This window comes from Pseudomonas segetis, from assembly GCF_900188155.1.
Taxonomy (GTDB): domain Bacteria; phylum Pseudomonadota; class Gammaproteobacteria; order Pseudomonadales; family Pseudomonadaceae; genus Aquipseudomonas; species Aquipseudomonas segetis.
On sequence record NZ_FZOG01000001.1, the window covers coordinates 1,185,888 to 1,201,701 of the forward strand.

Annotated in this window: 11 protein-coding genes; 3 read left to right on the forward strand and 8 right to left on the reverse strand. The window is 56.5% G+C overall.

Going from position 1 to position 15,814, the window contains the following annotated elements; translation table 11 throughout:
* The first annotated feature begins 34 nt into the window (after positions 1-34).
* Positions 35-997 (forward strand): LysR family transcriptional regulator, encoded by a 963-nt coding sequence (locus CHB79_RS05455; protein WP_089359117.1) that lies wholly within the window; start codon positions 35-37, stop codon positions 995-997.
* Here CHB79_RS05455 and CHB79_RS05460 read toward each other — a convergent pair.
* Both CHB79_RS05460 and CHB79_RS05465 read right to left on the reverse strand, forming a co-directional pair.
* The gene (locus CHB79_RS05460; protein ID WP_425439570.1) at positions 971-3,265 is read right to left on the reverse strand and encodes an ATP-dependent DNA helicase; all 2,295 of its coding nucleotides are present in this window, start codon (positions 3,263-3,265) and stop codon (positions 971-973) included. The genes CHB79_RS05455 and CHB79_RS05460 overlap by 27 nt on opposite strands.
* Entirely contained in the window at positions 3,250-4,911 is a 1,662-nt protein-coding gene (locus tag CHB79_RS05465; RefSeq protein ID WP_089359118.1) for a VRR-NUC domain-containing protein, read from the reverse strand. The genes CHB79_RS05460 and CHB79_RS05465 overlap by 16 nt, the downstream gene beginning before the upstream one ends.
* A gap of 200 nt (positions 4,912-5,111) precedes the next feature.
* Between CHB79_RS05465 and CHB79_RS05470 the strand changes: the two genes are divergently transcribed.
* Both CHB79_RS05470 and CHB79_RS05475 read left to right on the forward strand, forming a co-directional pair.
* Positions 5,112-6,032, forward strand: a complete 921-nt coding sequence (locus CHB79_RS05470) for a LysR family transcriptional regulator (RefSeq protein ID WP_089359119.1) — start codon at positions 5,112-5,114, stop codon at positions 6,030-6,032.
* Between the two features lie 161 nt (positions 6,033-6,193).
* Positions 6,194-7,399 carry an MFS transporter gene (locus tag CHB79_RS05475; RefSeq protein ID WP_089359214.1) on the forward strand — a complete coding sequence of 402 codons (1,206 nt, stop codon included), beginning with the start codon at positions 6,194-6,196 and terminating at the stop codon, positions 7,397-7,399.
* A 10-nt stretch (positions 7,400-7,409) separates the two neighbouring features.
* Here the strand turns inward: CHB79_RS05475 and CHB79_RS05480 are convergent, their stop codons facing one another.
* The 6 genes from CHB79_RS05480 to CHB79_RS05505 all read right to left on the reverse strand — a co-directional run bounded on the left by CHB79_RS05480 (position 7,410) and on the right by CHB79_RS05505 (position 15,583).
* Entirely contained in the window at positions 7,410-7,619 is a 210-nt protein-coding gene (locus tag CHB79_RS05480; protein ID WP_089359120.1) for a formate dehydrogenase subunit delta, read from the reverse strand.
* Positions 7,616-10,492 (reverse strand): formate dehydrogenase subunit alpha, encoded by a 2,877-nt coding sequence (gene fdhF, locus CHB79_RS05485; protein ID WP_089359121.1) that lies wholly within the window; start codon positions 10,490-10,492, stop codon positions 7,616-7,618. The genes CHB79_RS05480 and fdhF overlap by 4 nt, the downstream gene beginning before the upstream one ends.
* A complete protein-coding gene (locus tag CHB79_RS05490; RefSeq protein WP_089359122.1) occupies positions 10,489-12,048 on the reverse strand; it encodes a formate dehydrogenase beta subunit in 1,560 nt (519 codons plus the stop codon). The genes fdhF and CHB79_RS05490 overlap by 4 nt, the downstream gene beginning before the upstream one ends.
* Positions 12,042-12,524, reverse strand: a complete 483-nt coding sequence (locus tag CHB79_RS05495; protein ID WP_089359123.1) for a formate dehydrogenase subunit gamma — start codon at positions 12,522-12,524, stop codon at positions 12,042-12,044. The genes CHB79_RS05490 and CHB79_RS05495 overlap by 7 nt, the downstream gene beginning before the upstream one ends.
* A 351-nt stretch (positions 12,525-12,875) precedes the next feature.
* Positions 12,876-14,132, reverse strand: a complete 1,257-nt coding sequence (locus CHB79_RS05500) for an OprD family porin (RefSeq protein ID WP_089359124.1) — start codon at positions 14,130-14,132, stop codon at positions 12,876-12,878.
* A 536-nt stretch (positions 14,133-14,668) separates the two neighbouring features.
* On the reverse strand, positions 14,669-15,583 hold the full coding sequence (locus tag CHB79_RS05505; protein ID WP_089359215.1) for a bestrophin family protein: 915 nt from the start codon (positions 15,581-15,583) through the stop codon (positions 14,669-14,671).
* Between the last annotated feature and the right edge of the window lie 231 nt (positions 15,584-15,814).

Below are 15,814 nucleotides of genomic sequence, written 5' to 3' on the forward strand. Positions count from 1 at the left end.
AATTCACTAATAGTCCGGCAAAATTGGAGTGACGATGTTTTCCTCGGAGCGCCTCAAAGGCATTGATGTTTTCGTTGGCGTTGCCGAGCTAGGCAGCTTCACTGCGGCAGCCGAGCGCCTTAACCTGACCAGTTCGGCGGTCAGCAAAAGTGTCGCGCGGCTGGAGGGGCGACTCGGTGTGCGCCTGTTCCAGCGAACCACCCGGCGTTTGTCGCTGACAGAGGCGGGGGCTACCTTCTATCGCACCTGTAGCGCAGTGCTGAATGATCTTGAAGAAGTCGAGCTGACACTGACCACCGAGCAATTGGAACCGCAGGGCAGGGTACGAATCGACTTGCCTGCCTCGTATGGCCGCTTACATGTATTGCCCTTGATCCTCGACTTCGTCGAGCAGCATCCGGGCTTGCATCCTCAGGTTTCATTTTCTGACCGATTTGTAGATCCGGCCCTGGAAGGCATCGACATCGTAGTGCGTATCGGCGGCTCTGATGCCTGGGCTGCAAATTTAGGCCACCGTTATTTCGGCCGCCAACGCCTTATTTTCTGTGCCTCTCCAGATTATCTACAGGCCCATGGCACACCCTTGAGCGTACTGGATCTGGAGCAGCATCGCTGCGTTGGTTACTGTCAGGGTGACGGCATGGTTGGTCCCTGGTTTTTCAAGGGCCGTCAAGCAGGCGACATGGAACGCCGTGTCATGCATGCACATATTGCCGTGGGTGATGGTGAAGGCGAGGTGATGGCAGCGCTTGCCGGGCTTGGCATTGCCCAACTGCCGACCTGGTTAACCCAAGGGCATCTGGATGCAGGCAGCCTGGTCGAAGTGTTACCGCAACTGGCCACTGATAGTTTGCCGATGAACCTGGTGTGGTTGAAAAGCCGTGAAAACCTGCCCAAGGTCCAGGCGCTTGTTGAATACCTAAGCCTCAGGCTCAAACCCTCGGGTAGCGTCCGTGATAAATCTGGATCTTCAACTGTGCACCGGCTTGAGCGGTAAGCGAAAACGATCGACCTTCCACCAGGTCGGCAGGAGTTTGCGAATGGCGGGTTGATTGAAGCGATCGTCGATCAAGTAGACCACGCCTTGATCCTGCACCGTCCGAATAACCCTTCCAGCGGCCTGAACAACCTTTTGCAGACCCGGATACAGATAGGTGTAGCCATACCCCTTGTTGTCGCCAAACATGGCTTCCATGCGCAGCTTTACCTGTTCATTGACCGGGTTGATTTGCGGCAGGCCAAGGGTGGCGATGAATGCGCCAATCAGGCGCTCACCGGGTAAATCGATACCCTCACCAAATGCGCCGCCCAGTACCGCAAAACCAATGCCTCGACTGCTTGTGGTAAAGCGATCAAGGAAGCCTTGCCGCTCAGCTTCTCCCATCTGCCGGGACTGCTGCCAAACCGGGATTTCGGGATGTGCCAGGCGCAGTTCGTCTATTGCCGCCTGCAGGTAACTGTAGCTACTGAAAAATGCCAGGTAATTGCCGGGTTTCTCCCCGTATTGGCGGGCGATCAATGCCGCAATAGGCTGCAAGGAGTAGTCGCGATGGGCGTAACGAGTGGACAGATTACTGATCGCCTGGACCTGCAGTTGTTCGGCACTGAAGGGGGATTCCACATCGATCCAGGGCGTATCTTCAGGCAGGCCGAGCAAGTCTGCGTAATAGTCGGCCGGGCTCAAGGTCGCTGAAAACAGGGTGCAGCTGTGTGCGTCCTCAAAGCGTGGCGCCAGGAAAGGGGCCGGCACTATATTGCGAATACACAGGGTCGAGCCAGAGTTGTCGTCGCGGCTGATATCGAACAAGGAGTGAGGGCCAAAGGCCTCGGCCAGTCGGCAAAACAGCATGGCATCCAGATAGAAATGCAGCAGTTCAGTAGCGTTGCCCGCGGGTTGTTCGCTGAGATGGTCGGTCAGGGTGCTGACGGCTTTTTGCAGCGCCATGACAAACAGCTCCGGCGCCATCGGATAGACCTGATACGCCAGTTTTTGCTCAAGCTCCAATTGACGCCAGTGCCGGCTAATGCGCTCGAGCGGGGCCTTCATCACCCGTGGTGCTATTGATCGCACAGCTTCAAAACGCTGTTGGTTGAGCTCTGCGGTATACATGCCCCGCGCCCGCTCAATCAGGTTGTGGGCCTCATCCACCAGCAAGGTCACGCGCCATTCGCTGAGCAGCGTCAGGCCATACAGCAGGCCGCCCATGTCGAAGTAATAGTTGTAGTCGCAAACCACAATATCGGCCCAGCGGCATAACTCCTGGCTCAGGTAGTACGGACAAACCTGATGCGCCAGGGCAACGCTGCGTACACGCGCATGGTCGAGCCATTGCCCTTCGAGCGCCGCTTGGCGCGCAGCGGGCAGGCGGTCATAAAAACCTTTGGCCAGTGGGCAAGCGTCGCCGTGACAGGCTTTGTCTGGATGTTCGCAGGCTTTGTCCCGGGCAACATGTTCGAGCACTCGCAACGGCATGAGGGCTTCCTGTTTGCACAGGGTGCGCAGGGCATCCAGGGCTAAGCGCCTGCCCGGTGTCTTGGCTGTCAGAAAGAACAAGCGATCAAGCTTTTGCCCAGCAAACGCCTTGAGTTGAGGAAACAGCGTACCCAGTGTCTTGCCAATCCCAGTGGTCGCTTGCGCCATCAAGCAATGGCCGTCGCGCGCGGCCCGGTAAACGGCATTGGCCAATTGGCGCTGGCCGCTGCGAAATTCAGGGTGGGGAAACTTGAGGTTTAGCAGCGACTGGTCGCGGCGCAGGCGATGAGCTTGTTCGTATTGCGCCCAATGGATGTACCGGCTGCATTGCAGGGTGAAGAAGGCCTGTAATTCATCGGCACTGAGGCTTTGGTGAAAGGCCGTCTCATGTTGGGTCAGCACATTGAAATAGACCACGGCCAGGTTTATTTCCGGCAGCCCCCGCTCGGCGCAGAGCAACCAGCCATACACTTTCGCCTGAGCCCAGTGCAGTAGCCGGTGATTTGCAGGTATACGGCTGATATCGCCACGATGGGTCTTGATTTCTTCAAGCAGGTTCTGCTCCGGGTCGTAGCCATCGGCGCGTCCACGTACGAGCAGTCCCTGGTGTTCACCGCTCAAAGGTAATTCGGGGACGTAACCCGGTCCGCGCCTGGCGACCACAATGGCATGGCCGGCCATGCCTTCCTGGGCCGTGGGCGAGGGCGTGAAGCGCAAATCAAGGTCACCGACCTTGGCGGTAAACTCGCAGAGCGCGCGTACCGCGACCTGATACTTCAAGCGTCGGCCCATTGCACGTAGCAGACATCCACCGGCATATTGTGTTCGGCACAAAAGGCCAGCCAACGGCGCTGGTTATCTTGTAGACGGTCGCCCGGGCCCTTGACCTCAATCATGCGGTAGCGCCTGTGTTCGGGCCAGAATTGAATGAGATCGGGCATGCCCGCGCGGTTGGCCTTGATATCGACCAGTAGGCGCTCGAACCATGCCCGCAGGTGCGCGGCGGGCAGGCATTCCAGGGCTTGCTCCAGCAGATGTTGATCGAGGGCGGCCCAGAATACAAAGGGTGACTGGATACCAAATTTTTCGGCATAGTTTTGCCGTATCACATCCTTGTAAGCCTCTGACTCCAGCAGTTCAAGGCTGCGTACAAATAATGACTGGCGCTGGCTATAAAACTCGCTACTGAGCAAATCGACCGGGCCACTCTGGAAGGGGTGGAAAAACGCACCCGGCACAGGCGCGAAAATGGCTTGCCAGCACAGCAGCCCAAACAGGCTGCAGATCAGGCTGTTTTCGACGTAGTGCACCGGCCCATCGGGCTGATCGAGGTGTTGGGCCACCGCAAACTCGACACTTTGGGCCTCGGGCCTGGGTAGCACCAGGTCAATTCGCGCCGGATTTGCAGGCTTGGCTTTGGCCGGAAGTGGCAGGCCTAGCTGGCGAGCAAGACGGGTCAAGGCACGGACCACTGCTTGGGCTTCGGCGTCATTTTCCGGCGCTTGCAGCGCCTGGCTAGCCAGCTCATAGGCCTGCTGATGGCGTCCTAGTCGCTCCAATACGCGGATCTGTCGCAACCGTGCACCGACATAGCGACAATCTGCATAAAAGGCCAATGCGCTTTCGAGCTGAGCCTCACGCTCCAGTTGCTGTCCCATGGCGAACAACAGCTTGTTGCGCCGCGCGGCGAGAAAGGCCGTGTCGCAGGGCAGGCTGCCGATGCGTTGGAGAATGGGCTCAATTGCCTGGCCTGACTCGAATTGCTCGCGGCACTCATGCAGATCCAGGTAGCAATCCACATCGGCACTGCAGCGAAAGGCGCGGGAATCGGCGCCAAGCTCGACCTGCTCGTAGCGAAAGATACCCAGCTCTGCGAGGACAAATTCTGACCAGTCCTGGCGCAGGTTGCCAAAGAACATCAGCCGCAGGCGTTGGCACAACGGGTCGATGGTCAGCGACAGTATTTGCTCAGCACTGTTGGGGCACCAACTTGCGAAGGCGCGTGGTTCGGGCTGCTCATCAGCTAGCCGCTCAAACAGCTGGGTCTTGCTCATGGAACATGTAAGTGCGGTTTTTTCGCCCAGGTGCACAAGGATTTCATCTTTGCGCAACAGCTTGAACAGTTCATCAAGGCTCAGAGCAGCGTCATGTTCTATCCAGCCAGCATCAAGCAAAGGCTGGGCCGCTGAACGGCTGCAGGAAATTTCTTCATAGTTCAGCTTGTCGAGGCGGAAATGCCTGCCTTTGCGCATGATCATGCGTACCAGCAAGGCTTGCGACTGAGTATCGATGAGCGAGAATTGCTGGATAAAGCGAGATTCCGATTCATCGAGCAAATCGGCATAGCGTTGTTGCAGCCAGGAGAGCGCCTGCTTGAAATTGGATAGGTAATAAAATCTGGGATGCGACTGCATGGCCGTGCCGGTTGCTGATTGCATGGACAAGCGCCATGCACAGTGGATGGAAGCGCGCTGCGATTTATCCCGACAGTTTAACCTTGGCTGTTTGTTTATACAGTATTAATTTTCAGTAGGCGCCCAATGGTTGCTCATCTGCTTCAGCAGGTCGCTGGCGTGATTTAATAGGGACGGCGTTTAAGCCAATTCTTCCTTGAACTGACGATGGATGGATCACCGCCTTGGATAAACTCATGGCCATGCGCATGTTTGTCGAAACGGTCGAAGCCAAGGGGTTTTCAGCCGCCGCCCGCAAGGTTGGACTGGCGACTTCATCAGTCACGCGAATGGTCGATTCGCTTGAGGCCGATTTGGGCAGCGTATTGCTCAACCGTTCCACGCGACAAATCAGTCTGACTGAAGCTGGCGGTGTTTACTACAACAGTGCACGGCTGATTCTTGATGCCGTGGCGGACGCGGATGCCGAGGTTACCGATCAGGGAGATGAGCCTGTCGGGGTGTTGCGCGTGTGCGTGCCGGTCGAGTTTGGCCGAAGCGTAATTATTCCGCAGCTGCACCGGCTGCTGGCGCGTTATCCACGCCTGGAAATCAACCTGACCCAGAGTGATGAAATCATCGACCTGTTCAGTCAGCGTGTCGATCTATCGGTTCGACTGGGCGCCGCGTTGGTCAACGACAACGTAGTATGCCGAACCATCGGCCATTTCCAGCGGTGGGCCATTGCCAGTCCCGATTACCTGGCCAGGCACTCGCTGCCCGTTGAACCGGCCGATCTTTCACAGCATCAATGCCTGGCATTTGACTTTGGTAACGGCAAGCCGAGCTGGGTGTTTGAGGGCGCTGAGCAAAGCATCAGCGTAGCCGTGCAAGGTCGCTTGAGAAGCAATAATGCCGGCACTCTTCGCCAGGCTGCACTGGATGGCTGTGGAATCGCGCTGCTTGCAGATTGGCTGGTCGAGGAGGATGTCAGAGCGGGACGTTTGACGCGGCTGTTGGAGGACTATCAAGTCAGCCCCGGCCAGGCACAGGCAACGATAAATGTGCTTTATCTGCCCAATCACAGGATGTCGACACGGGTGAGGGTGTTTATCGAGTTCTTGCAACAGATACTTGCCGAAACAAGCCATCCCACGCCGGAATAATACGCTATTGCAGTTTATGCAATGCTGAGTTGCAGGCCCTTCCCATTCTCTTGGTCGCCCTGCGGCACTAAGGTGATTGCACAGCTCGACACGGCAAGCCACTAATGCCGAGGCTAATGGAGCCGGGCCGGGCGCTACACCTTTTCGAAGAGATAATTACCATGACCGATGCAACGACTGTGCAGGCTCGCATGACCACACACACCTTGACGGGTGGCTTGGTTACCCTGTTTGCATTCTGCTGTGGCGCCATAGTCGCCAACCTGTATTACGCACAGCCAATTGTCGAGTTGATTGCGCCTGATATCGGGCTTTCAGCCGATGGCGCCAGCTTGATCGTTTCGCTTACCCAGATTGGCTATGCACTCGGGCTCCTGCTCCTGGTACCTTTGGCCGATCTTTTTGAAAATCGCAAGTTGATGATTGGCAGCGCCCTGATTGCGGGTGCCTGTTTATTGGCTGCGGGAATGTCCAGGCAACCCAATGTGTTCCTGCTGTTATCGTTGCTGATTGGCTTCAGCTCGGTTTCAGTGCAAATGCTGATCCCACTGGCCGCGCACCTTGCCCCGGAAGAAAGTCGCGGCAGGGTAGTTGGCAACATCATGGGTGGCCTGTTGTTAGGCATACTTCTGGCGCGGCCGATTTCCAGTCTGGTGGCGGATCACTTTGGCTGGCGCATGGTGTTTTTCGGCGCAGCGGCTGTGATGCTGGTCATTATTCTGGTCATGGGCTTGACCATTCCGGCCCGCAAACCAACCCAGCACACCACCTATGCAAGGCTTATGGGGTCGTTGATCAGCCTGGTGCGTACCCAGCCAGTGCTGCGCCAGCGTGCGTTGTATCAAGGGTTTATGTTTGCCAGTTTCAGCCTGTTCTGGACGGCTGCGCCGATCGAGCTGATGCGTCATCACGGCCTGTCACAGACGCAAATCGCCATTTTCGCCCTGGTCGGTGCGATCGGCGCATTAGCTGCGCCAATTGCGGGGCGCATGGCTGATGCGGGGCACACCTACAAGGCGTCCGGTGCGGCCATGTTGATCGCTGCTGGTGCTTTCCTGATTGGCTGGACTGGCGTGGGCTACAGCGTGATTGGCCTGGCCTTGACTGGCGTACTGCTGGATTTCGCCTGCCAGATGAATATGGTCCTGGGCCAGCGCGCGGTGTATGCGCTTGACGCACATAGCCGCGCCCGCCTCAATGCGCTGTACATGACCACTATATTTATCGGTGGTGCCATCGGTTCGGCAATCGCCAGCCCCCTGTACGAGGCTGCAGGCTGGACAGGGGTTGTGATTGCCGGCGGCGCCTTGCCCTTGATTGCATTGCTGGTATTTCTGTTTAAAGAGCATGCGTCCAGCCAGGCCTGAACTCGGCTGGCTAGACGCCCCCTGATTCGGACAGCGCAGCCTTAACCAGCGGGTGCAGGTTATTCTGCGCTTGCAAAGCACTCAAGTCATGTCGCATGGCTGGCGTCCAGTAGCTCTGCAGGTGCTGCTGGACGCTGCGTACCGCCAGGGCGGTGTCGCTTTCACTGGCGAAGAATTGCGCAATTTGATTGGCCATTTTTACCAGGTTTTCATTGCTCATTTGGCCACCCCGGCTTTTGCAGGCAGACGTCGCTGCTTGAGAAGTCGATGCTGTTCATCACTGAACGCCTGATAGCGCTTTTGCCATTCGGATGGGTGATAAACCCGCGACACTTCGACTGCCGTGACCTTGTATTCAGGGCAGTTTGTGGCCCAGTCAGAGTTATCTGTGGTGATTACGTTGGCGCCTGACTCCGGAAAATGGAAGGTGGTGTAGACCACGCCCGCCGCGACTCGCTCGCTGACTTTGGCTCGCAATACGGTTTGCCCGGCACGGCTGCCAATACCCACCCAGTCATCGTCATTGATGCCTCGGCTCTCGGCATCACTTGGGTGGATTTCCAGGCGATCCTCTTCATGCCAGGCGATGTTGTCGGTACGGCGGGTCTGGGCGCCGACATTGTATTGGCTGAGGATCCGGCCGGTGGTCAGCAGGAGCGGGAAGCGGCTGTTGACCTTTTCCTCGGTGGGCACGTATCCGGTGAGCATAAAACGGCCCTTGCCACGCACGAACTGTTCGATGTGCATGGTTGGCGTGCCTGCCGGGGCTTCGTCGGTACATGGCCATTGCAAGCTACCGTGGCGATCAAGCTCGGCATAGCTCACCCGGGAAAAGGTCGGCGTCAGGCGGGCAATTTCATCCATGATTTGTGCAGGATGCCGGTAGTCCATCGGATAACCCAAGGCATTGGCCAGTGCCATGGTCGCTTGCCAGTCGGCCTTGCCAGCCAGCGGCTCCATGACCTTGCGCACCCGGTTTATCCGGCGCTCGGCGTTGGTAAAGGTGCCGTCCTTCTCAAGAAAGGAACTGCCCGGCAGAAATACATGGGCGAACTTGGCTGTCTCGTTGAGGAAAATGTCCTGCACGATAATGCATTCCATCGCCGACAGCGCCGCTGTCACATGCTGTGTATTTGGATCACTTTGCGCGATGTCTTCACCTTGGCAGTAGAGCGCCTTGAAGCTGCCATCCAAGGCTGACTCGAACATATTCGGAATGCGTAGCCCAGGGTCAGGTTGCAGGCTGACATTCCAGGCCGCTTCGAATTCGTTGCGAACAGCCTCGTTGGAAATATGCCGGTACCCGGGCAGTTCGTGGGGAAAGGAGCCCATGTCACATGAGCCCTGTACATTGTTCTGGCCACGCAACGGATTGACCCCAACGCCTTCACGGCCAATATTGCCGGTGACCATCGCCAGGTTGGCAATGCCCATCACAGCGGTACTGCCTTGACTGTGCTCGGTGATGCCCAGGCCATAGTAGATCGCTGCATTGCCACCGGTGGCGTAGAGGCGGGCGGCTGCGCGTATTTGTTCGGCAGGCACGCCACAGATTGGGCCCAGGATCTCGGGGGCATGCTCCGGCTGGCTGACAAAATCGCGCCAGCGGGCAAAATCCGCATCCTCGCAGCGCTCCTCAATAAAACGCTGGTTGAGCAGCCCCTCGCTGACGATCACATTGGCCAGGGCATTGAGCATGGCCACGTTGGTGCCGGGTCGCAGCTGGAGGTGGAGTTCAGCGCGGGCGTGGGCCGAGTCGACCAGGTCGATGCGCCTCGGATCAATCACAATCAAGCGCGCGCCCTGGCGAAGACGGCGCTTGAGCTGGGAAGCGAATACCGGGTGGGCGTCCGTGGGGTTGGCACCCATCACCAGAATGACATCGGCCTGCATCACCGAGTCGAAACTCTGGGTACCGGCTGATTCGCCCAGGGTCTGCTTCAAGCCATAGCCTGTGGGCGAGTGACAAACGCGCGCGCAGGTGTCGACATTGTTATTGCCAAAGGCTGCACGAACCAGTTTTTGCACCAGGTAGGTTTCTTCGTTGGTGCAGCGGCTGGAGGTGATGCCTCCGATTGAGTCGCGGCCGTACTTGAGTTGTATGCGGCGTAATTCGCTGGCAGCGTAATTGACCGCCTCATCCCAACTGACCTCTTGCCAGGGGTCGCCAATATGCTTGCGGATCATGGGTTTGGTGATGCGGTCTGGATGGGTGGCATACCCCCAGGCAAAGCGTCCTTTGACGCAAGAGTGACCGTGGTTGGCATGGCCGTTCTTGTCCGGAACCATGCGCACCAGTTGATCACCCTTCATTTCTGCTCGGAAGGAGCAACCCACGCCGCAATAGGCGCAGGTGGTGATGACGCTGCGCTCAGGCTGGCCCTGCTGCACAACGCTTTTCTCCATCAGCGTGGCGGTTGGGCAGGCTTGCACGCAGGCACCGCAAGAGACGCATTCAGACTCGATAAAGTTATCGCCACCTGCTGCAGCCACTCGTGACTCAAAGCCGCGACCGCTGATGGTCAAGGCAAAGGTGCCCTGGGTTTCTTCACAGGCGCGCACGCAACGGTTGCAGACAATGCACTTGCTCGGATCATAATCGAAGTAGGGGTTGGAGGTATCCTTGGCTTCATCCAGGTGATTGGCACCTTCGTAGCCGTATCGCACCTCGCGCAGGCCGACCTGGCCAGCCACGGTTTGCAACTCGCAGTTGCCGTTGGCCGAGCAGGTCAGGCAGTCAAGCGGATGATCGGAGATGTACAGCTCCATTACATTGCGCCGCAGCCCGGCCAGTTTGCTGGTCTGCGTACGCACCTTCATGCCTTCGCTGACAGGCGTGGTGCATGACGCGGGGTAACCACGCATGCCTTCGATTTCTACCAGGCACATGCGGCAGGAGCCAAAAGCCTCCAGGCTGTCGGTTGCGCAAAGCTTGGGAATTTGATTGCCAAGCAGGGCCGCCGCACGCATCACCGAAGTGCCGGATGGCACGCGTATTTCGCGGCCGTCGATGGTCAGGCTGACTTCTACAGCGCTTTTACGCGCGGGGGTTCCGTAGTCGATATCAGTTTTCGGATCGAACAGGGTAATCATTGGGTGGCCTCCGTGGTGGCCATGCCGAAGTCGGCGGGAAAGTGCTTGAGTGCGCTGCTGACCGGATAGGATGTCATCCCGCCTAATGCGCAAAGCGAGCCATACTGAAGGGTGTCGCACAGGTCCCATAACAGTTGGGCCTGCTCCTCGCGGGCAGCAGGAGCGGTGCTGGCTATCAGCCGCTCAACTACCTCAACACCACGGGTCGAGCCGATACGACAGGGGGTGCATTTACCGCAGGATTCTTCAGCGCAAAACTGCAATGCGAACCTGGCCATCTGCGCCATATTCAGGCTTTCGTCGGCCACCACAACGCCGCCGTGACCAAGCATGGCACCGATCCCGGCCAAGGCTTCATAGTCAAGCGGCGTGTCGAAATGCGCAGGAGGTATCCAGGCGCCCAATGGCCCGCCAACCTGTGCCGCTTTCAATGGCAAACCGCTGGCCGTGCCACCCCCGTAGCCTTCGATAAGTTCACGCAAGCTCAGGCCAAAGGCGCGCTCGACCAAGCCACCGTAACGCACATTGCCAGCCAGTTGAAAAGGCATGGTGCCCAGGGAACGCCCCATGCCAAAGTCGCGGTAATACTGCGCGCCACGGGCCATGATCACCGGCACCGAGGTTAGGGTCAGGACGTTATGGACGAGCGTTGGCAGGCCAAACAAGCCTTCCAGTGCTGGCAGTGGCGGTTTGGGTCTTACTGTACCGCGCTTGCCCTCAAGCGATTCAAGCAGGGCAGTTTCCTCACCACAAATATAGGCACCTGCGCCCACTCGCACTTCAATGTCGAACGGCTGCGCGCTGGCACAGATATCCGTGCCCAGGTAGCCAGCCTGACGCGCTATTTCCAGTGCATTATTCAGGGTGTTTATGGCGTCCGGGTACTCCGAGCGCACATAGATGTAACCCTTGCTCGCCCCAACAGCGAGGCCAGCAATGGTCATGCCTTCAATCAATAGAAACGGATCGCCTTCCATCAACATGCGATCGGCAAAAGTGCCGGAATCACCTTCATCGGCGTTACAGACGATGTATTTCTGCACTGCTTGTGCATCGCGTACCGTGCGCCACTTGATCCCGGCGGGGAAGGCTGCGCCACCGCGACCACGCAGGCCTGAGTCCAGTACGGCGGCCACTACATCGGCGCCATCCATCTTGATCGATTGTTCCAGCCCCTTGAAACCGGCGTGGGCTAGATAATCATCCAGTGACAACGGGCGTGTAATGCCTGCTCGGGCGAATAGCAGCCGTTGCTGGCTTTTCAGGTAGGCAATGTCTTCAACCAGGCCCAGTGCCCGCGGGTGTTCATTTGAACCAGCGGTCAATGCATCCAGCAGGCTGGGCACGTCCGCACAGGTTACAGGCCCAAAACCGAGGCGCCCGTTGGCGCTTTCTACTTCCAGCATTGGCTCAAGCCAGTAAAGCCCGCGCGAACTGGTGCGCTGTAACTCCAGAGGCAGCCCCCTGAGCTGCGCCTCTCGGGTCAGGGCCGTCGCAACCTCATCGGCGCCAACGGCGCGCGCCAGTGAGTCGCAGGGAATAAATAGCTTTAGCATGCCTGACCCTCCAAACAGCGGTTGACCAGATCGTCCAGGCGCTCTGGTGTCAGGCGAGCGTGCAGGCGGCCATCGATTTCCATGGCTGGTGAGCAGGCGCAAGCGCCCAGGCAGTACACCGTCTGCAAACTGACCCGCGCATCGGCACTGTCGCCACTTTCATTGAGTGAAAGCCGCTCCTTGAGTTGCGCGGCTAGAAGCCCAGAGCCCATGCTTTGGCAAGACTCGGCCTGGCACAGCCTCAAGATGTGCTGTGCTGGCGGTGTGGTACGGAAGTCGTGATAGAAGCTGATTACGCCCTGGACTTCAGCCTTGCTGAGGTTAAGCGCCTGGGCGATTTCGGGCACGGCGATACTGGGAATGTAGCCAGCCCCTTGCTGGATCGCATGGAGGATCGGCAAGAGGCTGCCTGGAGTGTCTTTCTCCAGAGCCAAAATGCGGTTAATCAGGGGCAGATGCAACGCTTCATCAGGCATACAAAGGTACCTTGGCATCACGAACAACTAATCTGAAGATTAGACGTTCGGAGTCATTGGCTACGGCGAACGGACCATTTCACGGCATACGGTCTGCACGATCGCCCACTATGTCCTTCGGCCAGGCATCTTGAGCGTACCTGGTCCGAGTTAGGCTTTTAGCTTGCCATTGCCGTTGGCAGGAGATAGCGCCTGAGCGACTTTTCACATCCTGAAACCGACTTGCTTGTGACCCTTGCATTGCACAGAGGCCAGCTGCAGCGATTTCATCATGAATGACTGCATAACAGCTCTATGCAGTGAGTCGGCTAGAAGGGAAACCGCGCCAGAAGGCCTGGCGCGGCAAGCAGGTCAGAGGATGCTAAGCGGGTATTCGATAAAGGCACGAATCTCGTTCAGATCGGGACCTACATCATTGCTGGCGCGATAGATCGAGTTGCGCAGACGCAAGGAGAGATCCTTGGCCGGGCCATCCTGGAGCACGTAGCTGACCTGGTTGAAGATTTCACGCTCGGTGCCATCGCTGCCAGTGCCGCTGTCGATGTTATCGCCGCGCACATAGGCGAACTTATAACTCAGGCCCGGTACGCCGTACTCGCTGAAGTCCAACTCGTAGCTGGCCTGCCAGGAGTTTTCATCCTTGAGGTTGAAGTCGGAATAGTAAGAGTTGGCCAGATAGATAGTGCTACCGCCATCGCCGTAGTCATAGGCGTAACCAGCATCGCCAGAGCTGCGCTGGTGTGCAAGGATAAATGCGTGGGCGCCGATGCTGTATTTGGCTGCCAGGCTCCAGATGGTGTTGCGGTCGTTATCGCCATCACCGCCGAAATCAGTGGCGGCAATCGAGCCGTCATCGTATTTGGTGTGGTACAGGTTGAAATCAAAATTCAATGCCTGCTCAGCCGCGATTGGCAGGTTGTAGTTGAGGTTGACGTAGGATTTCTCGAACTCATCCTCGACATCGGAGTAATACAGCGATGTGACGATATTCTCGGTCACAGCGTAAGTACCGCCGACAACATCAATGCTTTTCAAGTGATTAGGGTCGCGTGAGGAGTCAGCCATTGGACTGTCAGCGGTGAAACGCCCCGCATTAAGCTCCAAGCCTTCAATTTCGTTGCTGGTCACCAATGTACCGGTGAAAGACTGTGGCAATAAGCGGCTGTCGTCATAGGCCAGAACGGGCAGGGAAGGGAACTGGTTGCCGTACTTGATCACGGTGTTGGAAATTCGCAGTTTCACTGCAGCGCCAGCTTGCGAGATATCGTCGACCGGGCGGCCATCGCTGTAGGTGTCGAACATCGCGCCATAGTTACGGCCGCGTCCGCTGTCCAGCTTGATGCCCAGCAACCCGAAAGCATCGACACCAACGCCAACGGTTCCCTGGGTAAAACCTGACTCGAAGGTGGTGATAAAGCCTTGACCCCAAGTCTTGGCGTCATTGACCCCGTCTTTGTAATCCCGGTTGAAATAGGTGTTGCGCAGCAACAAATTGAGGCTGCTGTCTTCGACAAACCCCTTGGATTCCGATTGCTCGCTGGCGTACGCAGCGCTGGTCCCTATCGCGCTGCATGCACAGGCGATTGCAATGAGTGTTTTATTGAACATAGCTGCTCCTGGCGATTTCTAATAGTTGTTCACAGTGTGGCCTATAACATCGCCTTTGGTTTGGATGTCATCGTTAGGCGTAAAAGGCAGGGGGAGTTGTACATCAATCTTATAAGCTACTTGGTCGTTCGTTGCGACGGAAAATAAATAGCATCTATTGAAAAATCGATCTATTCGATGAACATGATATTTACTATCAGCATCTATGATAATTGCTTGTCCCTTCGGCTCTGTATTCTATCGTTGATGAATTCACGAACCTGCATTGCTTTGCATCAGCAATGCAGCGTGCTCCATTCATCAATCCTTTGTGTTTTTTAACCGCCTTAACAGGCGGTTTTTTTCTTTTTGGATCAATGCTTTGCTGATGTAAGCAGTTTTCGCCTAAGGTGGTTTTCATGTTTTATTTAAATATGTCTTACGGCCATAAAATGAAATGCTCGATAATCGCCATAAGTTATTAAAATGCTCTTGCAATTTTATTGTAGTTATCATTGGTTTTTGGCATAAGCCTTCATCCATGGCAATGTGGATTATCAGGCAAGCGCCGACTCCGATTGAGTAAAGTGTCTGCCTGCAATCAGTGCATCACGCTGCATGGATTGCAGATTTATCTCAATGGTTTCGCAGATGGATTCCATCTGGATCTGGTGTTTGCTGTTGTGAAATGGGCTTTGCAAGTCGGTGCCGATTTGTTCGATTGCCAGCAGCATAAAACCCACCACAGTGGAGGCTACGGGCGTGAACCAGCCTAAAGACTCCACCAAGCCTATCGGCACTATCACGCAAAACAGCGAAATAAACAGCCGTGGAAAGTAGACATAGGGGTAGGGCAGCGGCGTGCTGGCAATGCGCTCCATCCCACCTTGGCTGTTGGACAGATCAACCAGGGTTGACTCCAAACGCGCCAGACGAATGCTATCCAGGCGTCCGGCCTTGTATTCTTTGGCGAGCAAGGCAGCAGAGCCATTAAGAATATCATTGGCAAAATTGTTGGTCGTGCCACAGCGGGCGAACTCTTCCATGGGAAGAAACGCATTGATCTCTTTGGGGCACGGCTTGCCTCGCAAGTGAGCTGCCAAGCAATTTACATAGGCTACATGGCGTCGCAGTAAAGTCGATTTTACCGGGTTGATCTCATCGCCGAGGTCATCCAGCAACACCAGAACCTGACGAGCAAAGCTGCGCGAACTATTGACCATCGCGCCCCACAACGTTCGCGCTTCCCACCAACGATTGTAGGCACTGCTATTGCGGAAGCTGATCAGCACCACCAGTGCAGAACCCAATAAGGTCAGTGGCATCGGCGGCAGCTTGACCCTGGTGTCGAGAAACAACATGAAGTCCACAGTGATCGCGATATCCCAAAGCAACAACCAAAATAGCGACCAACCTACATAGCCAAGGGTTTTGATAATCAGGCGATATTTTTTGGCGATGGCTGCTTTCAAGCTCAAACCTCTGATCTGCGTTGAACATCAATGCAATGCTCTAGCTCGGACGCTTCAAGCGATCAAAAGGTTCGGTGAACAAGTTCATCCGGATGGTTTTGCGGTTGCCTGATTCATTCACGGCTGCAGCTCGGGGACAGTTGCATGAGCGAAACCCCTGTACTGGCTTGAGCACAGCTCAAAATTGATCCGCAACTGGCCATCAAGCTGCAGTCATATTTTTTTACAGTT